Annotated in this window: 21 protein-coding genes; 7 read left to right on the top strand and 14 right to left on the bottom strand. The window is 34.0% G+C overall.

What is annotated here, in order from left to right:
* Positions 1–111: 111 nt before the first annotated feature.
* The 10 genes from F9279_RS20825 to F9279_RS20785 form a co-directional block, all read right to left on the bottom strand.
* Positions 112–732: an NUDIX hydrolase gene (locus F9279_RS20825; RefSeq protein WP_152116121.1), complete on the bottom strand. Its 621-nt coding sequence runs from the start codon at positions 730–732 to the stop codon at positions 112–114.
* A 214-nt stretch (positions 733–946) separates the two neighbouring features.
* Entirely contained in the window at positions 947–1075 is a 129-nt protein-coding gene (locus F9279_RS26015) for a hypothetical protein (RefSeq protein WP_264298274.1), read from the bottom strand.
* A 71-nt stretch (positions 1076–1146) separates the two neighbouring features.
* A complete protein-coding gene (locus F9279_RS20820) occupies positions 1147–2241 on the bottom strand; it encodes an ABC transporter permease (RefSeq protein WP_152116120.1) in 1095 nt (364 codons plus the stop codon).
* Positions 2242–3492 (bottom strand): ABC transporter permease, encoded by a 1251-nt coding sequence (locus F9279_RS20815; RefSeq protein ID WP_152116119.1) that lies wholly within the window; start codon positions 3490–3492, stop codon positions 2242–2244.
* Positions 3493–3505: 13 nt separating this feature from the next.
* Positions 3506–4438, bottom strand: coding sequence for an ABC transporter ATP-binding protein (locus F9279_RS20810; protein WP_152116118.1), 933 nt, complete (start codon positions 4436–4438; stop codon positions 3506–3508).
* A 340-nt stretch (positions 4439–4778) separates the two neighbouring features.
* Complete coding sequence (locus F9279_RS20805; RefSeq protein WP_413463233.1) at positions 4779–5090, bottom strand: DUF3243 domain-containing protein; 312 nt, start codon at positions 5088–5090, stop codon at positions 4779–4781.
* Between the two features lie 99 nt (positions 5091–5189).
* Complete coding sequence (locus F9279_RS20800; protein WP_152116116.1) at positions 5190–5828, bottom strand: response regulator transcription factor; 639 nt, start codon at positions 5826–5828, stop codon at positions 5190–5192.
* The gene (locus F9279_RS20795; RefSeq protein WP_152116115.1) at positions 5821–6933 is read right to left on the bottom strand and encodes a sensor histidine kinase; all 1113 of its coding nucleotides are present in this window, start codon (positions 6931–6933) and stop codon (positions 5821–5823) included. The genes F9279_RS20800 and F9279_RS20795 overlap by 8 nt, the downstream gene beginning before the upstream one ends.
* 114 nt (positions 6934–7047) lie before the next feature.
* Entirely contained in the window at positions 7048–7386 is a 339-nt protein-coding gene (locus F9279_RS20790) for a DUF1516 family protein (protein ID WP_152116114.1), read from the bottom strand.
* A gap of 62 nt (positions 7387–7448) precedes the next feature.
* Positions 7449–8354: a fumarylacetoacetate hydrolase family protein gene (locus F9279_RS20785; RefSeq protein ID WP_152116113.1), complete on the bottom strand. Its 906-nt coding sequence runs from the start codon at positions 8352–8354 to the stop codon at positions 7449–7451.
* Between the two features lie 284 nt (positions 8355–8638).
* Here F9279_RS20785 and F9279_RS20780 point away from each other — a divergent pair, with 284 nt between their 5' ends.
* From F9279_RS20780 to F9279_RS20750, 7 genes are all read left to right on the top strand, one after another.
* Complete coding sequence (locus tag F9279_RS20780) at positions 8639–8860, top strand: spore germination protein (protein ID WP_152116112.1); 222 nt, start codon at positions 8639–8641, stop codon at positions 8858–8860.
* A 28-nt stretch (positions 8861–8888) separates the two neighbouring features.
* Positions 8889–9128, top strand: coding sequence for a spore germination protein GerPB (locus F9279_RS20775; protein WP_152116111.1), 240 nt, complete (start codon positions 8889–8891; stop codon positions 9126–9128).
* A 42-nt stretch (positions 9129–9170) separates the two neighbouring features.
* Positions 9171–9809 carry a spore germination protein GerPC gene (gene gerPC / locus F9279_RS20770; RefSeq protein ID WP_152116110.1) on the top strand — a complete coding sequence of 213 codons (639 nt, stop codon included), beginning with the start codon at positions 9171–9173 and terminating at the stop codon, positions 9807–9809.
* Positions 9806–9985 carry a spore gernimation protein GerPD gene (locus F9279_RS20765; protein WP_152116109.1) on the top strand — a complete coding sequence of 60 codons (180 nt, stop codon included), beginning with the start codon at positions 9806–9808 and terminating at the stop codon, positions 9983–9985. Before gerPC ends, F9279_RS20765 begins: the two co-directional genes overlap by 4 nt.
* A gap of 2 nt (positions 9986–9987) precedes the next feature.
* Complete coding sequence (locus F9279_RS20760) at positions 9988–10524, top strand: spore germination protein GerPE (protein WP_152116108.1); 537 nt, start codon at positions 9988–9990, stop codon at positions 10522–10524.
* A 66-nt stretch (positions 10525–10590) separates the two neighbouring features.
* Positions 10591–10809, top strand: coding sequence for a spore germination protein (locus F9279_RS20755; RefSeq protein WP_152116107.1), 219 nt, complete (start codon positions 10591–10593; stop codon positions 10807–10809).
* Positions 10810–10826: 17 nt separating this feature from the next.
* A complete protein-coding gene (locus F9279_RS20750; protein ID WP_152116106.1) occupies positions 10827–11045 on the top strand; it encodes a spore germination protein in 219 nt (72 codons plus the stop codon).
* Positions 11046–11130: 85 nt separating this feature from the next.
* Here the strand turns inward: F9279_RS20750 and F9279_RS20745 are convergent, their stop codons facing one another.
* The 4 genes from F9279_RS20745 to addB all read right to left on the bottom strand — a co-directional run bounded on the left by F9279_RS20745 (position 11131) and on the right by addB (position 19693).
* A complete protein-coding gene (locus tag F9279_RS20745) occupies positions 11131–11763 on the bottom strand; it encodes a nitroreductase family protein (RefSeq protein ID WP_152116105.1) in 633 nt (210 codons plus the stop codon).
* 260 nt (positions 11764–12023) lie between these two features.
* Complete coding sequence (locus F9279_RS20740; protein WP_152116104.1) at positions 12024–12329, bottom strand: HNH endonuclease; 306 nt, start codon at positions 12327–12329, stop codon at positions 12024–12026.
* A 154-nt stretch (positions 12330–12483) separates the two neighbouring features.
* Positions 12484–16209, bottom strand: coding sequence for a helicase-exonuclease AddAB subunit AddA (gene addA / locus F9279_RS20735; RefSeq protein ID WP_152116103.1), 3726 nt, complete (start codon positions 16207–16209; stop codon positions 12484–12486).
* Positions 16196–19693: a helicase-exonuclease AddAB subunit AddB gene (gene addB, locus F9279_RS20730; RefSeq protein WP_152116102.1), complete on the bottom strand. Its 3498-nt coding sequence runs from the start codon at positions 19691–19693 to the stop codon at positions 16196–16198. Before addB ends, addA begins: the two co-directional genes overlap by 14 nt.
* Between the last annotated feature and the right edge of the window lie 118 nt (positions 19694–19811).

Genomic DNA, 19811 nt, shown 5'->3' with positions numbered 1-19811 from the left:
GTTTATCCGTATGAAAAAAACAGCTACTTACTTGATCAGTAGCTGTTCTACATTGTAACTTCTATATGTTGATAGTAAGGTTTCCCACTCAGCCCAGGAGCTTTCCTGTTATCATATATGTTCATTTAAAAGCTCTAATAGCTCTAAATAATAGCTTAATGGATGTGGTGCAAAATCCACTTTAGTGACATCACGATGAATTTCCGTAGTAGCTCCATTTATATCTACCACAAAGCCACTAACCTCAATTGAATCTTTCTGTCCCTTCCATAATGCATAAAAGTCATCTAATGTAGCAGTAACAACGCCAACTACTTCTTCTTGTTGCAGTATAAATTCTTCTTTTTGAATTGTTTTTCTATATAAATAAGTATGTGCAAATTCTCTATCCAATATATCTCCATTCACCATTTCATAACGTAGAATTCCTAAATAAGTTAAGTCATTAATACCCGCATTTATGCCTATTTCTTCTTCCATTTCCCGTACGCCATCTCTTACGTCTTCATTCGCTAAAAGATGGCCAGCAGCGGTAATATCAAATAAATTTGGATAATCTTTTTTAAATGGACTTCTAATTTGCAAATAGATAACAGGCTTTTGTTCTTCATCCGATACAATCCAACAATGAAAGGTTTCATGCCACAATCCTTTTTCATGAACCTCTTTTCGTGTAGCTACCGTTAATTGCTTCCTATTTTCATCAAAAACTTTTAATAATTCTTCTTCCAAGGTATAGAACTCCTCTCCCTATTACAGATTATTGCGCATTTCTTCTTTAAATACCTACTTCCAAACTAAGAGAATCTCTATTAAGAATAATACACTATTAGCTTTCTTCATAGTTTTAGCAAAGCGAGCGTCTTTTCAGCCCATTTTTAGCAGATTACTGCATATAAAAAAGCAAAAAAGCATCTACTATAATTAGCAGATGCTCATTTCTTGGTTATAAATCTTTTATTGTATCATTTGTCATTCTTACAAGGTTTCCACTTGGATCAAATAGTATGGAGAGAATAAAATTAATTGGTAAAACTACAACAACTAAGTATCCTTTATACAATTTCTTGAACAATTGGATTCCACTCCCTTATTCTTAGTTATTTCCATTATACACCATTTTCTTTCTTTTCGAAATATTCTAGTTTAAATATGTCTTTTCTCTATTAATTGAATACCAATTCCCAGCATAATTGTTGCCATTAAGCATAGTATTCCTGCTGGTTGTAATAACTCCAAGAGAGTCCCATTATCAATAACTCCTACTTTCAACAATTCCATTCCGTATGTGATGGGAATTATTTTCGAAATAAGAAGCATTACCTTCGAAGTGACCACTTCTATTGGCCAGTAAGCACCCCCAAGCATAGCAAAACTCACTGAAATCAAAGGAATTAAGGCATTGAACTGACTCACGTTTTTTACCAGTCCTGTAATTAGAATGGTTAGTGCTACAATACAAAACAAGTATGGAATGATTAGGATAAGTGTTAAATAAAAGTTTCCCTGGAAAGTGATTCCTAATCCAAATTTAAAAACAAGAAAAATAAGCATGATTTGGAAATAACCTATCCCAAAACTAAATAGTAAATGTCCTAAATATATTTTTGTTTTGGAAGTAGCTGACAGGATAATACGATCCCATATACCAGCTTGCTTATCTCTTAGTATTTCTATTACGGTAAATGCAACCGTATAAATACTAAAAAATAGCGTAAAGCCAAACAAGGCTTGAAGTGATTGTTGATGTGTAGCCTCTTTTTCTGAGATATTACTATCACCCTTAATTGGTATAATTGGATTTTCTAAATTCTTCTCTAGCTTTTCTTTCGCATCTGGCTTATTTTCTGCCATACTAATAATTTGTTGCTCTTTCATTTTATAATTATAGTATTTCTCTAAATAATTCTGAATGGTTAGGACACTAGCCGTATTCGCCTCTCGATAGATAGTATATTGATTATTATCTAGAGAAATACCAACCTCTGCATCTCCATCTTCTAAAAGCTTCTTCACTTCCTCTTCCTGATAACGAACAAATGTATAGCTTTCACTTTCGTTTAATTCATCTAGAATAGCATCAATCTCGGTCGTGTCTTCAGCAAATACTGGAACTTCCACCTTAGAAAAAGAAGACATGCCAATTAAATAAGCAAAAATGATACAGATTAAGGTAGTAGTTAAAAATCCACCAGGCTTACGAATAAAGTGTTTAATCTTTCCCCATAAAATTGCACGCACTTAAACGTCACCTCTTCTCTTTACCAAAGTAAGACTAAGTAATAGTAATAGAATAATAAATACTAGCATTGCTAGAATTTGACTTCCTATTTCCGTTAATTCATATCCCTGGTATACCTTTAAATAAGCGGTTATTGCTGCACCTGCAGGAGAATATTCTCCGAGCTTTTCCATTACGCCTCCTAAAGAGCTTAAATTAATGAAGCTTCCACCAATAAAAGCCAAAACAGGTATCACAAGGTTTGATATCATATTTTCAACATTACGTGAATTAAATCTAAAGGAAAGAAGCGTTACAAAAGTAGCAAGTGCTGCTGCCATCATATTTAATAATAGGGTTATGATGAAATAAGGAACAAAATGAGAGAAAATGACACCATATATGAGAGCAGATAACCCAAATAGTAAATGCAATTGTATAAAGGAAAATAAAAAGGCTGCAATAAAAATGGCCGCAAAGAAATAGACAGGAGATACATTTGCTAAAATGATCCTTTCGTAAATTCCCTCTTCTTTTTGCTGATAAGCTAAACCAGCTATTGTTGTAGCAACATAAAACATAAACATGACACACATACCTATAGCATAATAACTAAAAGCACCGATTTCTTTCTTTTTGGTTATGCTTTCTATTTTCATAGAATGGTGGTTATCAGCAAGCATTGTATCATCTATTTGTAAATCTTGTGCTGTTTTCATATAGCTCCATTCTTTTTGATAACTTGCTAGAATATCCTCTATTACACTTGCATTTATGGAGCCCTTTTCTTGTACCGTTAGATGCCATGATGGGATGGTAGTACTTTGATTGAATAAATGATGATAAAACGCCTCTGAAAAACCAGATGGTATAACAAGAACGCCATCATACTTTTTGTCTTCATTTTCTGTTACATCTCTTTCAAATACTTTTACAGATAGAATTTTTTCTAATTCTGGATCTTTTACAACTTGGTCTAGAAAAATACTAATTGGGTTTACAGATTGAATTACTTGGATTCTGCCTTCTATTTCCTCTGCACTAAGAGTGGATTTCGTTACTTCCTCTATAGCCTTTTGCTGTCCCATCATTTCTTGATCTTTTACTACTACTGCAAGCTTTGGATGGATAGATACGTCTCCACCATCTAATGCCCCAAGCGCACTTCCTAATATAGTAATGAGGATAAACGGCATTAACAATAAAACGATAAGCTCTCTAGGTCTTCTCCAAAGCATTAATAATTCCTTTATTATCAGTTGCCTTAACATGATTTCACCTCCCTTAATCTCTTAACTGTCTTCCCGTAAGGTGTAAGAAAACATCTTCAAGGGATGGTGTTTCTATTTGTACAGATAGAATATTAGTGGAATGAACCTCAGCCAATCGAAATATCTCTTTCAACATATTTACTTGTCTTGGAACAATTATGGAAATAGTAGAATGCTGAATAGAAAGATTACGAACATTTTCCTGAAGACGCAAATCTTCTGTGAACTCATTTTTCACTAAATCTACTTTTATATTTATAGCTGTTTCAGCTGATAAGATATTTTTTATTTCCTCTTTTGTACCAGAAGCAATTATTTCACCATGATCCATGATATAAATTCGTTTACATAGAAACTCTACTTCTTCCATATAGTGACTCGTGTATATAACCGTCATATTCTCTTCTTCATTTAACCTCTTTACTGTCTCTAAGATATAATTTCGTGACTGTGGATCAATCCCCACTGTTGGTTCATCCATAATAATAATTTCTGGCTCATGTAACAAAGCAACTCCAATATTTAACCTTCTTTTCATCCCTCCAGAGAATGTTTTTACTAAATCTTTTTCTCTTTCTTTTAATCCGATAATATGGAGTACTTCTTCTACTCTCTTAGCTAATTGATTCTTAGGTATTTTATACATTTTACCGAAAAAGATTAAGTTTTCTTTTGCAGATAAATCCATATAAAGCGCTATTTCTTGAGGAACCACTCCCAGTATTTTCCGAAGGCTCTGTGGTGTTTTTAAAATACTTTCATTATTTAAACGTACATCTCCTCCATCTGGTTGAATTAGCGAGGAAATTAAAGAGATCGTAGTTGATTTTCCCGCTCCATTCGGTCCTAGCAAGCCAATTGTTTCTCCCTTTTCCACATATAAATTAATACCGTTTACGACTTTGTTTTGTTTATAGGCTTTTGATAAGTTTATAATTTCCAACAAATTTATCACCCCTTCTCTATACAGCTTAAAGAAAAATCTTCCTTTTTCCTATACCTAAAGGTCATAATATGGCAGAAAAAAAATGACCTCAGTCATGTTGGAGGTCATTTCTTACATGAAATTAATTTATAAAATTAGTCAGTATTGGATGGCGTAGTAGTTTCTTTGGGATTAGCGAGTCAGTCCAAGACCCTGGAGTACATACAAGGCTTTAAGCAAAATTACTTCCCAATTATTAGATAAACTAGTATAACGATTAAATTTATCTACTATACAAACTAAAATGACCTCCATCGAATAGGAGGCCATATCTTACATTATGTTTAGACACATAGTATTATCAACTTACTAATTTAACCAATAAATGAGCTAACTTATGCTGCTCTTCTTCTGTACCAACCTTCCATAGCTCCTGCAAAAGCTTCTCCTCCCTATTACGAGGCTGCTCTTTCTTCGCTAAATAGTCCCCTACTTTTTGAGCAGCAAGAGCTAATTGCTCCTCATTTAAGCCTAGCTTCTCACCCTTTGATACTTTATCACCTAGGAAACTCTTGAATTCCTCAAAGTTTGTTAAAATTTCTTCTTTCTTCCCACTATCTAAATTTTGTAATACATCTTCTACTTTATTACCTACTTTATTTTCTGTACTCATGTTCATCCACTCCTTAATTTGTTGTTGTCGTTCTAATTCCCGTTCAGAAAAGAATCAAACAACAAAAGGACTGGTAAATATATCCAAGGCCAAAATTTGTTAAATCAAATCATTTTTCACTGCATATATGGCTAGTTGGGTTCGATCCCGAACTTCTAGCTTACATAATATTTGTGTTATATGATTTTTTATCGTACCAACGGATAGGTATAGTTCATTAGAAATCTCTTTATTTGTTTTTCCTAACCCTATTCTTTGTACAATTTGTAACTCTCTTTCTGAAAGTGGTATTTCTTTGATTGGATTATGTAATGTGCTTTGCTTTAAAAGTTTCGGCATAAGCTTGGCAGCAACCTGATCATGAATCGATAACCCACCAGCTAAACAGCTTTTAATACTATTTACTAATGTTACATTGTCAGTGGTTTTTAATAAAAAGCCATTAGCTCCTTCTTTAAAAGCCTCTAATGCATATTCCTCATCGTTAAAAGTAGTTAAAATGAGTATTTTCACATGCGGTAGCTTTTTACGAATTTCTCTTGTAGCCTCAATTCCAGTCATCACTGGCATTCGAATATCCATGAGAATAATATCTACTACTATACTCTCTAGTAGATGTAAGACTTCCTTTCCGTTTTCTGCTTCGGCAACAACTGAAATGCTAGGATCTTGCTCGATTATCATCTTTAAACCACTTCTAACAATGGACTGATCCTCTGCGATTAAAACTTTAATCATCTTGTTCTCTCCCAACGGGAATGTTACCCTGCAGGATAAATTGCCCTTCTGTTTGATAGATTTCTAGTTTTCCTCCTACCTCAGCAACTCTTTGTAACATATTGGAAAGTCCAAACCCATCATGAATAGGATGCTTGTGAGAATAGTTATTTCTCATCTCAAATGTTAAATAACCAATAGCTGAAACGCCAAGGGTAATAAAAACTTCTTTCGAACTACTATATTTCATTGCATTTGTTATTCCTTCTTGAATAGATCGATAAAGGATAGCACTTTGTTTATTACTAATAGGTAACTGTAGAACTCCCTGTTTAGTGGTAAAATGCACCAATATATTACTTTCACTTTCTAGCTTTTTTATAAGCGAGATAACAGAAGCAATTCCACTAACCTCATCACTCTGCAACAACCTGACAGCTTTCCTAGTCTCTTCTAAACATTCTGCTGCTAGCTGCTTTATTGTATAATAGTTTTCATGTTTTTCGGATAAACAATATTGCTCTGTTTGCATTAATAGAGCCGTTAATTTATGCCCAACTGAATCATGCATTTCTCTAGCAATCATATTTCGTTCTTCTAATCTACCTGTTTGTTCATTATGAAAGGATTGTCTTTTATGTATACGATAATCCGTTAATAAAGATTCATATATTTCTTTCAATTCCATATATGCAGTTCTCACCTCATTCCAGCTAATAATCATGTATGAGATAAGAATAATCACACTAATCCAAGCAAACATAGGGTAGGAGAAATAAATAATTCCTAAGAATATTTCTAACAAACTTAAGAATAAGAGAATAAAGAATAAGGTTCTCTCTCTTAGATATTTGCTCCATTCTGTTAGGAAATAAAAGCATAATAAGTATATAAATATAGCTACTGAATAATCTACTAAAAATAGGAAAACATGTAACAAAATAAAAATACATACAAAATAGATAAACTTCTTTTTCGTAATAGGGATTAAAAAGTAAAAGACTAAAATTCCTGTTATAAAAAAGAGAGAATAGATAAAGCTAGTTTCGTTCGTGCCATATGCTTGATACAGTAAGCCACTTATTATACAAGTCAATATAAGTATTCTTATGTAAAATTCTTTCATTTGTCTCCCTTCTAAACAATGCTTTACTTAAATTATAATAGTAAAAAACTTGTAAAAGAGACGGTCTTTTACAAGTTTTTGATAGTTGTTTTCATTAATATAGCTATAAAACCTTTAAATATTATAGCCGATCAATAATACTAAAATAAGGGCAACCACAAAAAGAATCCAAAGAATCGTTGTTTTTTCCCCTTTTTTTGTACGAATTAGTACCATTTCCATCATACCTATCACCCAAATACCTACTAGCATCTTTATGGTATGCATAAAATCCATACCGGTTACTGCTAATAAACCTATTCCTGAGCCAATTATGAGAATATATACTAAACGTAATACCATATGTAGGATTTTACTAATTTTTTCTTTGCCTGCTTTATGTAAGCCAAATGACAATGCAAATAAAATTAAGCCAATAATCCATGTTAATACATGGACATCAATAGCACTCATGAAATATTCCCCCCCTTCCTTTCCATTCTATCATGAAAGGTAAAAGCACTGCCAATGCTCTATTATCCTATGACTTCATTAGAGAGTTTACCAATTCCTTCAACCTCTATCTCTATTAAATCTCCAGCTTTCAAAAATTTAGGTGGCTTAAATCCCTTACCAACTCCAGCAGGTGTTCCTGTAGCAATAATATCTCCAGGCTCTAAAGTCATTCCTTGGGAAAGAACATGAATTACCTCTTCTACTGGAAAAATAAAATGGTTTGTATTAGACTGTTGTCTAGTTTCTCCATTTACTTTTGTTGTGACTTCCAAATTATTTGGATTTGGAATATCTTCTTTTGTCACAATCCATGGTCCCATAGGAGCACTAGTATCTAGGCTTTTGCCAATAAAGAATTGCTTATGCCTTGCCTGTAAATCTCTTGCTGTAATATCATTTAAAATCGTATAGCCAAATACATAATCAAGTGCTTCTTCTCTATTTATACCTTTTCCCTGTTTTCCAATGATAACAGCTAATTCACCTTCATAATCAAGTTGATTGGTTACTTCTTGATGCAGTAGGACACCTTCTTTATCCCCAATTACAGTCGTAGGAGCTTTTGTAAATACCATTACATGCTCTGGTATATCTTCTTTACTTCCCATTTCTATTGCATGCTCTACATAGTTCTTCCCTACGCAGAAAATATTCTTTTTCGGTCTTGGAATAGGTGCCATCACTTTCACTTGGTCTAGAGGTAAATAAAAGTCATTCTCTCTATTCTGTCCTTTCACCCAATTCAATAGTGATTGCGCTTGCTCTAGAAAATCCTGTTGTTCTATGCACTTTATAAGTGAATCAGAAAAAGATCTTTGCCCAGATTTTTTTTCTTCCACATCATTTAAAGGCAGGACACCTGTACCATCCCCTTTTACAATACCAACAAATTTTTTGTTCTTATATTCTGCTGTGATTAGTCTCATGATAATCCCCCATTCGCTATTTATCAAAAATTATAAACTTTCTAATATTATTTTCCCAAGTAAAAAGAACAAAGTAAAGAGCCTTATGTGAATTTAATAGAAAAGCAATCATATAACCCAAGAAACCAATTTTAATATAATCCATGTTTTTATTTATAGTAATAGTCCAACCTTAAACCGTAATATGTTAATTAGTGAGTTACAGATTTTCTAGGCAATTGTATCACCAGTTCTCCGCATTCTCATAGTATATAGAACAAATATCATACAAAGGATGTTTTAAAATGCCCGCTATTGTTGGAGTAGCTCAGGTGATATCTGTCGGGAGTAGTTCGATTTTTAATATTGGTGATGTGTATAAAATGATGCCTATCTCCAATGCAAAGACCTTTTCAGGATCAGGTTCTTTTAATACAGGGGACGGGTTAAAGGTTACAAATTACCGCAGCGCAACAAATACTTATGATAATGATGGAGTAGATCAACCGATTGCCATGAATGCTTAAACTTATCATAAAATAAGGTGATTAAAATATGAATTATTTCATTCAACAATCCATTATCATTCAAACAATAAGAATTGGAGGGATATCTAATTCTTCGGTCTTCCAAATAGGAAGTTCTGGTATTATTAAGCCTACCTCCTACCTTTACAATTCTGGGGGCTTTAGTGAATCAGCACCTGAATTAAAAGCTCAAGATACTCCTGGTTCAAATGTAGCTGATGAAGAAGCTCTTTTCTCGCCCGCTGTTCCTTTACAAGCTCCGAGATAATAGTAAATATTTCCTTTCACTCATAAAGAAGGAGGGAAGCTAATGTCTTATGATTTTTATCAATATAGTGAACAAATGAAGTACTATTTACAGCAAGTAGAAAAACGGATAAAGCATTTAGAACAGGTAGTTAATACTCTAACCACTGAAATTGATACATTAAAATCGAGACCATCTGTTCATGTGGATCGTATTGATTACAGCTTTGATCAACTAAAGATAGAAACATTAGAAGGAACATTAAATATCGGACTTAATCCAGAAGATCTAAGTAATATAGAAGAATTATCCATCAATCCTAACAATCCTAACATTCAGCCAAACGCCCCCTTCTATCCACCTATAGACCCTAAACAAATGATGAACAGATCCATGGATATTGAAGAGCAAATGCATCAATTCATACAATTAGAGCTTCCCGACATTATACGTAATAAACAAATTGAATTACATTTACCAGAAGAAGAATCCTATATCACCTTTATTCAAGAAGATGTTACGAAACAACTACCTACTAGAATACAATATTATTTAAACCAAGCGCCAAAAAACAGAGCTACTGATAATGGTCAGTTTTCAAACGAGCGTATTATTCAGGCTTTAAAAGAAGAGATGGCAAATGGTGTTCACCTATTCTTAAGTCATATACCTGATAACATGAAAGGAAGGGAACCAGAATGAACTTTCAAGTGTACAATCGTGAACTTCAAGTTGGTGAGCTAAAAATTATAGGGGTAGCAAGTTCTTCTATCTGTCTTATTGGAGATGCTCAAACCATTCAATTAGCTGCAACTTTTGACACACCAGCTGAATCATTAATTATTGGCCCATTTGTTCCCCTTCATCCGAAAATTTAGTCATGCTTCAACGAACTTCTATTGTTGATTTATTAAATGTTAGTGCTGTTTCCTTCTCTTCTATTGTTGAAATTGGTGATGCTACTTATTATCAGGCTTTATCTCGTGCCTTGGCCGTTCAAAGACAAAGGAATTTATTTTATGGGACAGAAGGCTTCTATGAAAGCTTTCCTATCTATTCAGAACCTATTCCTCTACCACCCATAACAGAAAATGTAGAAACACATTTTGAAAATCTAAAACCAATTATTAAAGTTAATCATATAAATATAACAGGTGTCTCTTCCGCTTCGTTATTACAAATTGGAAACTGCCGTCATTTATACTCCGAAGCGAGAATAAAACATATACGTCAGCTTGAGCAATCAGTAAGTACTCCAGTTGGCGATAATTTAATTCAGCTAAATGCACCAAGTCAGCTAGATATTGTAACTTCACAAAGCCCCGTATCTGTAACTGGAAAAGATACTGCTGGAGCAGATATTACAGAAGCAGATCTGACTAATAATCAAAGTACAACTATTAATAACCACGGATGACCATAATTCACAAAAACAGTAGAAAGAAAAGTAAATGATGCGAATTTGCTTATGAGGAGGTTTATTATGCCTGCAATTGTAGGACCAGTGCAAATCGTAAACGTAGGGGATGGAATTGTCCAATTTGGAGACTCTTTATTTATTTCCCCTAAAGGAAATTCAAAAGCTACATTAGGTTCCGGCACCTCTAATACTGGTGCATTTATCATTACAAACAACGGCCTCAATGCTAGTAATTATATAGATACTAGTCTTATTGACCAGCCAGTTGTAGCTAACAATTAAAAGAACGGAGGAAGTTCATGCCTGCTATTATTGGACCTGTACAAATTGTTAATACTGGAGGAGGTATTGTTCAATTCGGAGACTCCTTATTTATTTCACCAAAAGAAAATTCAAAATCAACTATTGGCTCAGGAACTGGAAACAGCGGAGCATTTGTCATCACTAATAACCCACTAAATGCTAGCAATTATACAGACTTTAGTGGCGTTGATCAGTCAGTAACGGAAAATAATTAAACGAAAATTGGCTCCCTGTTAAGAACGGGGGAGCCATTATCTACATAAATAGAGTTTTCAAAGAAAGATATAAAATAGTATCCCCTTAATAACCATTAAATTGAACAAACTCATTAGTTGGTTTGCGATATCCACGAGGGCGTACTTTATCTACACTTTTTCCTATAGTAATCATCATTACAGGCTGTAAATGCTCTGGTATATGAAAAGCTTCCTTCAATTGGTCTACATTATGAACATGCATAGGACAAGTATCAAAACCATAATGTTTAGCACTCAGCATGAACTGCATGGCATTTATACTCGTATTTCTCACTAGTTCCATTTCTAATTTCACGGGGTCTGCTTTTATTCCTTCTGCAAATCCCTTTATTTGACTGATTGTTGTTTCATATTCTACTTCATCTAACATTTTCAACATTTTCATTGGGCTGTATATTCTTTCAACTTCTGCTAATTCAACGCTTTTTTTATTGCCCATTACAATGATAACAGCACTTGCTGTATGGATTTTGTATTGATTATAACTTAACTCTCTTACTTTTTCCTTCTTATCTTTATCCATAATTACCAAATAATCTGTAAACGGTAGATTATATGCACTTGGAGCTAGCTTAGTTAACTCGAAGATCTTTTTAAAATCCTCTTCTGTCATTACCTCTTCTTCTATAAAGTTCATAGCTGAATGGCGAGATTTTGCTAATTCAAGAAAATCCATGTTTTTCCCCTTTTCTTCTTTATCTATATTTGAGTTTGCTATAACAAATAGTTAAATATCCCTATGATTTTTTACCTATTCTCTCTTTTTAAAATAGCAGAAGAAAAGTGAGCATGTCAAAATTATAGCTTCATTTATTCGAATTAATAAATAATTATGGATAATTTATGACGTGGCTAGGAGATGACTTACATGCAAAAAACGATTATGTATTTGATGAACAAAGTTTTACTTACATAATTTAGAATAATCATTGCATTCTACTTTCTTTTTATACTATTTGATTTTCTAACTCTAGATAACTTGGTTGCTGGTTGCTTCTTTACCCATTTTAAATACTTCATAATTTCTGGATCATCACGTAATAGGAGAATGTTATTTAGTCTAAGTGCCAATTCCTGATTAGTATAAATAGCATGAATCTGCTTATGACAAGCATGACATAGATCGGCAGTCTCTAACATCGCTCCTCCCATTTCTCTAGGTGTTAAATGGTGGACAGTGGTTTCTATGTCTTCCCGTTGACATAGTTCGCAAACACCAATATTTTTTGATACCTTTCTCATGAATTTATCCCTTTCCTCCCATTATTATGATGTATCCAAATTTAGGATTTATTTTTTCATTCTCAACGTTTTTTATTGTACCTATCCAATTATTAAAGCTTTTTAATGGAAAGAAAAGACAGCATATTCTTAATAGAAAATACTGTCTCTCTTTTTAAAGTGGTAAAATATGTGCTCCATCAAAGAAAAATAAGTACTTCTCCTCTATTTTTCTCTTCAAGATGGTTTCTAATGCATCTGTATATAACTCCATTTGCACTTTATATCGTGCTTCTAACTTAGGTTTAGCTTCTTCATAGCCACCCTTAAATTTGCCTGTGATCGTATCTGTCTTATAATCAAGTAGAACGGTACCTTCTTCATCCTCAAAATACACATCGATAATACCTTGCACTAGGACACTCTCCTCTGCACCTTTCCAATCTGCATACACCTTACTTGCTGGGTAAGCAATATTAAAAGGAATCTCGCGGACAACCTTAGGTGCTAGACGCATTCTTTGTCCAATAGTGCTTTGAAAAAAAGTCACGATAGATGCTGCATTGATTACTTCTGCCTGCTCATCTGTCAATAATTCCTTCTGCACCATATTATTTACTAATTCATGAATATACGCTTCTGTTATTTCTGTCTTTAATTCAACATGCTGCATAACCATATGCATTGCTGTACCGATTTCCGCTGGGCTTAGCTTTTTTTCTTGCATAAATTTCGGTCGGTTCCAGACAGTATTCTTCCACGCCTTTGCTATCTCTGTACCACTTTGTACATCTCTAAGCTCATTTTGTCTTTTCAATTCAGAGACAGATTGCTTAGATCGATGAGAGGTACTTTTTGGGTGCTCATAAGCCCATTTTAATGTTTCTTCTATCTGTTCATAATGAGGAGAGATACTATCCATCCTTTTTCCCTCAGTTACCCTTTTTAACCACTCTTCTTCTTCCTTTTGCTCATCAAGATCAAGATGAATTAATTCTTCCTTATTTAGTATTCGTACTTCCCAACTGGAAGAATGAGAGGATATTTCTTCTTTCTCTATCCAGCTTTCTAGATGAATATTCTCGGCATCTTTATGGCGAACAAGTGAAGGGCCAATCCAATCTAAATACGACTTAGCAGAAGCACGATCAAACTCATTTAATAGCCAGTTCGAATGCATGGCCATTTGTGACCATTTTTGCTTTGCTTTCTCTATATCTTTTACCGTACCAATTAGTATTAATTTCTCTTTTGCTCGTGTTAAGGCTACATATAATACACGCATCTCTTCTGCAAGCAACTCCATTTTCTTCTTTTTCGAGAAGGCCATTTGTGGAAGAGATGGATAGGATATTCTTCTTTTTGGATCGATATATTTAGTGGCAAATCCTAAATCCTTATCCAGTAAAAAGCTCTTTCTTAAATCCATCGTATTAAAATTACGTCCAGTACCAGCAATAAAGACAAATGGAAATTCAAGTCCTTTACTACTATGAATGGTCATAATACGAATTACATCTTCTTGTTCAGTTAGTGCTCTCGCTGCACCAAGGTCATTCCCTCGATCTCGCATTCTTTCAATGAATCGTAAAAAGCGGAATAATCCTCTAAAGGATGTTTCTTCATACGAGCGTGCACGGTCGTACAATGCTCTAAGATTAGCTTGACGTTGATTTCCTGCAGGAAGACCACCGACAAAGTCATAAAAATAAGTTTCACGATAGAGTTTCCATATCAACTCCGATAAGGAACCTCTTCTAGCATCCGTTCTCCACATAGAGAATTTCTCAAAGAAACGCTTTAGCTCTTCATACCCTTGTTCTTCTTTATTTGCACCACTTTTTAAATAGGATTGAATAGCATCATAAAAACTTCCCTGTTTACTCGCAATTCTTATTCGACTTAACTCTTCCTCATTCAAGCCAACAATGGGAGACCTCAGAACAGATGCTAAAGGAATATCCTGGTACGGATTATCAATAACCTTCAAAAGAGACATCATAATATCCACTTCTGTTGACTCAAAGTAACCTGTTGAAAGGTTAGCATATGTTGGAATATTAAATTGTTTTAATTCTTCCATAATCTGTGGTGCCCATGTCATCGATCGAAGTAAGATAACCATATCCTTATAACGAGTTGGTCGATATACTTTTTGCTTAGCATCATATACTTCTTGCTTAGATTCCAGTATGTCTCTTACCTTCTTGGCAATAACTCTTGCTTCTAACTCAGCTTGTTCCAACTCTGTAGCATTGATACCTTCCACGTCTACATCCATGTCCTCTGATTCGCTTGAGCTCTGATTAATTAAGGCTACTTCAATTGGATATGCTTTGTCTTCAGGGTAACTTGCCCCAAGCTTTAACTCTGCACTTTCATCATACTCAATTTCTCCAACCTGAGAGCCCATAATCTGTTTAAAGATAAAATTAGTGCCTTCTAGGACTTCTTTTCTACTACGAAAATTCTTCGCCAAATCAATCTTATAACCAGCATCTTCTCTTTCTTGATAACGAAGATACTTGGATAAAAAGAGGGTAGGTTCTGCTAATCGAAACCGATATATAGATTGTTTAATGTCCCCAACCATAAATAAGTTACCTTCTGATTCTACATCCTTTGTTACTAGTTGAAGAATGGACTCCTGAACCATATTCGTATCTTGATATTCATCAATAAGTACTTCTTTAAATTGCTTTCGATATTCTAACGCTGCAACAGAAGGAGTAAGCTCATCTTCATTAATAGGATCACGTAAAATAGATAAGCAATAATGCTCTAAATCGGCAAAGTCAACTAGACCTTTTTCTACCTTTATCTCTTGAAACTTCTCCCCAAAAGCTTGTACTAGATGAACTAATGTTTGAACATGTGGCTTCATTGCCTGCATATCCTTTATAAAGCTCTGAGGTTTTCTAGTGAATAATTCTCCCTGCAAGTCTTGCAGAATTTTTTTAGCTCGATCTCTTACTTGTTGACCTTCTTCTACAAGTGCTGTATCATACTCATCCCCTTTGCAAGCTTTTGCACGTGAGAATTTCAGCAATTTCATAGCCTCATATAAGGTTTCCCAAGATGATGCCTTCGCTTTTTGTAAAATAGATACTTGTTCTAAATCATCTAAAAAGGTACTAGCTCTTGGTGCTGGTCCACCTGGAAGCTTGGTTAATTCGTAACCGTACTCTAAAAGCTGCCTTACTCCATGTAAATGTAATTCTACGTCTTCTTCTAAATATTTCATAAATGCCACTTGGCTTAAATCAGTATCTTCCTCTATATCATACATATTAATTAAGGAATGTAAGTAAGCATTAGGCAAAGCATTGGACCTTGAGAAATCATATATCTCTTGTACCATTCTTTGAAGAGCATCATCACTTCGATCACTCGTAAAAGCATCTACTAAATCAAAGAAAACCATATTATTTTCTATGCCATATTCTTCTTCAAACAACTCTTCTAGACATTCATCCCGTAAAAGTTGAGCCTCTGTTTCATCTGCTATTCTAAATCCTGGATCTAAATCTATCATATAATAATACTTGCGAATAACCTCTAAGCAAAAGGAATGTAAGGTAGATATTTGTGCTTTATTTAGTAAAGAAAGTTGCCGTTTTAGATGCTTAGAATTAGGATTATCATTGATTTCCTTCTCTAAAACCTCTCCAATACGATGCTTCATTTCAGCGGCTGATGCATTAGTAAATGTAACAACAAGTAATTCATCGACATTTATAGGATCTTCTGAAACAATTTTCTTTATCATTCGTTCCACTAGAACGGCTGTCTTACCTGATCCTGCTGCTGCAGCAACCAATATATCTTTACCACTTGCCATAATCGCTTTCCATTGGTCATCCGTCCATGTAACATCTATTGGTTTATCAGGAATGTTCATTCAGTTTAGCCTCCTTTCGTATTAGCCCTAATACTTCATCCTTGGAATACGAAGGTAAATTTCTATATTGATTGCTTTCCAGTGATTCATCGAATTGACAAACAGATTTAAAAGAACAAAAAGTACATGGCTTCTTTTCCTTTAATTGATATGGCTCAATGCCAACCGAACCACTAATAATTTTGTCGCCACTTTCTTGATACTTGTGTCGAACAAATTTTTGCATATGTTGAAAATCTTCTTTGGATGCCACCTTTGATGCTTTCGTAAGTGTTCCATCAGTTTTAAATCCTGCTGGAACGATAGGTGAATTACCTTTTTCTAGTGTTTCATCCATTAAATGAATAACATTTTCTTCGCCAAGCATTAATCCATTCATTTTAAACTTCTTCAATAATTCTTCTTCTATTTCATCTAATGTGAGAATCTTTTTACTAGTAATCATTGGATTGTGCACGTGGAAATATAAGACTCCTGCAGGGTTAGCTTTTTTATCTACTAATATAGTACTGTTTTCCATAATCAAATCTAAGTAGGTAAGCATCTGTAAGGACAAGCCATAATAAACTTCATTCATATTTAGATCATGTGCACTTGATTTATAGTCAATAACTCGAAGATACACATCATCCCCCATTTCCGCTTTATCTACACGATCAATTCTTCCTACCAAATTCATTTTGGAACCATTTTTTAAAGGAAAAGTAATAGAAGGTAGCTTTCCTTTAGGCCCAAACTCTAATTCCAAATCGATGGGAGAAAAACCACTATGCTTTGCATGTTCGCTTAAGATAAAGGAAGCTCTGCTAATGATTTGTTCTAGTTTTCGTTTAATATAGTGGTGTTTATTAGTAGATAATAAAATTTCATTTTGTAATTTAGGAGCAAGCATATCTACTGCGTCCCGCGCTAGTTGTTCACACTGTTCTCTCGTAAGCTTAGACCACATTAAATTCTGAACTAGTACTGTTTCTGCAATATACTTTAAGGCAGCATGAAATAAGTCGCCAATTGCAGGAGCCTCTAAGCGATAAACTTGACGTTCTCTTAACTTCAATCCATGATTGGCAAAATGAGAAAATGGACATGCATGAAATAGCTCCATTCTAGACACACTCGCTGATATCGTATCACCATATAACTCTGTACTCGTTTGTTCCGTAAGATTAGTAGCTTTGTTTTGATAGGTTAAACTAGAGAAAACTTTTGTAGCTGGCTCTTTCCAATTAACATTATCCATATACTGGTTATAAATATCCCACCAAAAATCATAAATCGGATAATTCCTCTTTTTCAATTGTAATTGACCTGTCAGATAAGAGAGGGTTGTTTTATAATGAACAGCATAATCTAGTTGACTTTCTTCTGGTAAGTCTTTCGGATCAGACATAAAGTAAAGCGTTGCAGCTTCTGGAAATAAATCTCTCATTTTCTTTATATATGTGGATGGTAAAATGGATTTCCCTTCATCATTTGCTAAAGGATAGCTTAAATAGAGGGATTCCGCTGGTGTAGTAAAAGCTTTATATGCTAGGAATTCTTCATCTAACAATCTTGTTTTACTTGTGGGTGCTAGCTTCATTCCCTTTTGCATTAATAATTCTCTATCACTATCTGCAAGTATTCCCTCATCCTGAAACTTAGAAGGAAATACGCCTTCGTTTAATCCAATAACAAATGCGACTTTTATATCATCTAAACGAGATTGCTCAAGATCGGCAACAATCACTTGATCCATCGCAGGTGGTACAAGCGAAAATTTTAACGAATCCAGTCCAGCTCCAATAACGGAAGCAAATTGTTTAGCAGAAATTTCTTCTTCTCCTAGTATCTCTACAAATTGATCGAATAAATCTACGATACTGTTCCAAGCCTGATCATGTTCTCCTGCTTTTACTAATTGACCCTTTTCCTCTAGCTCATTCTTCCAATACTCCATCTTTACTGGTATTTCTAGCTCTTCTAGAAATACATAGAGAGCTTCACATTTTTCTCTACCTGTTTTTCGTCTCTTTAGACGGTTTTGAAGTCTTGTCAATGGTGCTGTTAAAGACAGACGCAATTCATTTAATTCTTGCTCTATTTTACGCTCGTAATCTGTTTGTCCCTCATTTTCCCATTCAAGACCTTGAATTCTTCTATATTTCCATCTTTCCTTTGATGTCCATTTTTTCCCCTTAATTCCATAAGCAAGGCAATAATTTTCTAATCTATCTACTTTTTCTCGAATATTATTTTTCCGTTCATGTAAGGGAAATAATAACTCTGTTTTAATAGAACGAAAAACAGGTTCATAACGCCAGTTAGTTTCAAAAATTTCCAAAGTGGAACGAAGAAGCTCTACAAGTGGATGATCGTGCATGGAATTTTTCTGGTCTATAAAAAATGGTATATTGTAATCTTGAAACACCGTCTCTATAATATTTTTATATTCTCCCATGTTTCGAGATAACAAGCTTATGTTTCGATAACGATAATGTTTATTTCTAATCAGCTTTATTATTTCTCTTGCAATTCCTTCGATTTCAGCTCTTAAATTAATACTTTCTGCAAAGATGACATTTGTTTCTCCATCAAAACTCCTACTTGGTCTGCTATCAAAGTGCTGTTCCAAATGATTTAAGGAAAGAGGCGTATTACTCATAAAATTCTCTAATTGTATAACTTCGACTTCCTTGCCTAATTGATTAGCCATAGAGGATAGTGTTTCAAACGTTTCATTGGTCATGCGGAATAAGCTTAAATCCTCTATGTTACTTTTTATATTCTTAGGATTTAATGTATTTGTTATAGTTACATGTTTACAAGTGATCATTAATTGCTGAATGATTAAATACTCTTGTGGAGTAAAACTATAAAAGCCATCTATATAAATTTCGGCATCTTTTAAGTAAGTAGATGTAGTAATATTTTCTGCTAACAAGCGAAAATAGTCTTCTCCATCAATATACTTACCCATGATGCTTTGTTCGAATTTCTCATAGATCACTTCAAGATCTCGTATTTTATCTTGTAGAGCTTTATTTGATCCTGTTTCTTCTGTAATTTGACTTTTGGTGTTTAAGAGTGCTTCAGGTGTTATTGTATACCTTCTAAATTCAGTAACAAGTTGCTCTACTTGTTCAATAAAACCATTTTTATCTGCTACTTTTTTAAAAAGAGTTAATTCATGCTTATTTTCTTCAATAATCCTTCTGATCAGCATATTAACACCTACACTATTAATATGATAACGGCTAATTCCACCTGTTTCTTGTAATATTCTCCAAGCTAGACGCGTAAAGCTATATACTTGTGCACGAAACATACCTTGAACAATAGGTCCTGTGATTAACCGTTGATCAGAGAGAAAGGTCATTTGATCTGGAACTAAATATATGATAGGTTTTCCTTCAGGGCTTTCTATTAATTTAGCTTGTATTTCTTCTATACACTTAGTTGTTTTTCCTGTACCAGATCTTCCGGCTAATAAACGAATGGCCATATTTAACCTCCTTTTCATCTACGTAATTCTTCTATCATCTTATCATATCATAGAAACACATGTTTCTATAGCTATGAAAACTCTGGGATTTTTTGGTGTATCAATAAAAAAAAGAACC

The organism is Bacillus sp. B1-b2, from assembly GCF_009183415.1.
Lineage (GTDB): Bacteria > Bacillota > Bacilli > Bacillales > Cytobacillaceae > Niallia.
This window is presented reverse-complemented; position numbering and strand designations above follow the sequence as displayed.

Bases quoted from the DNA above. Each gene is read 5' to 3' on its own strand.
- F9279_RS20750 (WP_152116106.1), top strand. From the start codon at position 10,827: ATGCCTGCTATTATTGGACCTGTACAAATTGTTAATACTGGAGGAGGT.
- F9279_RS20795 (WP_152116115.1), bottom strand. From the start codon at position 6,933: ATGAAAGAATTTTACATAAGAATACTTATATTGACTTGTATAATAAGT.
- F9279_RS20790 (WP_152116114.1), bottom strand. From the start codon at position 7,386: ATGAGTGCTATTGATGTCCATGTATTAACATGGATTATTGGCTTAATT.
- F9279_RS20765 (WP_152116109.1), top strand. From the start codon at position 9,806: ATGAACTTTCAAGTGTACAATCGTGAACTTCAAGTTGGTGAGCTAAAA.
- addA (WP_152116103.1), bottom strand. From the start codon at position 16,209: ATGAACATTCCTGATAAACCAATAGATGTTACATGGACGGATGACCAA.
- F9279_RS20780 (WP_152116112.1), top strand. From the start codon at position 8,639: ATGCCCGCTATTGTTGGAGTAGCTCAGGTGATATCTGTCGGGAGTAGT.
- F9279_RS20805 (WP_413463233.1), bottom strand. From the start codon at position 5,090: ATGAGTACAGAAAATAAAGTAGGTAATAAAGTAGAAGATGTATTACAA.
- F9279_RS20755 (WP_152116107.1), top strand. From the start codon at position 10,591: ATGCCTGCAATTGTAGGACCAGTGCAAATCGTAAACGTAGGGGATGGA.
- F9279_RS20775 (WP_152116111.1), top strand. From the start codon at position 8,889: ATGAATTATTTCATTCAACAATCCATTATCATTCAAACAATAAGAATT.
- F9279_RS20760 (WP_152116108.1), top strand. From the start codon at position 9,988: ATGCTTCAACGAACTTCTATTGTTGATTTATTAAATGTTAGTGCTGTT.
- F9279_RS20815 (WP_152116119.1), bottom strand. From the start codon at position 3,492: ATGTTAAGGCAACTGATAATAAAGGAATTATTAATGCTTTGGAGAAGA.
- F9279_RS20745 (WP_152116105.1), bottom strand. From the start codon at position 11,763: ATGGATTTTCTTGAATTAGCAAAATCTCGCCATTCAGCTATGAACTTT.
- addB (WP_152116102.1), bottom strand. From the start codon at position 19,693: ATGGCCATTCGTTTATTAGCCGGAAGATCTGGTACAGGAAAAACAACT.
- gerPC (WP_152116110.1), top strand. From the start codon at position 9,171: ATGTCTTATGATTTTTATCAATATAGTGAACAAATGAAGTACTATTTA.
- F9279_RS20800 (WP_152116116.1), bottom strand. From the start codon at position 5,828: ATGATTAAAGTTTTAATCGCAGAGGATCAGTCCATTGTTAGAAGTGGT.
- F9279_RS20785 (WP_152116113.1), bottom strand. From the start codon at position 8,354: ATGAGACTAATCACAGCAGAATATAAGAACAAAAAATTTGTTGGTATT.
- F9279_RS20740 (WP_152116104.1), bottom strand. From the start codon at position 12,329: ATGAGAAAGGTATCAAAAAATATTGGTGTTTGCGAACTATGTCAACGG.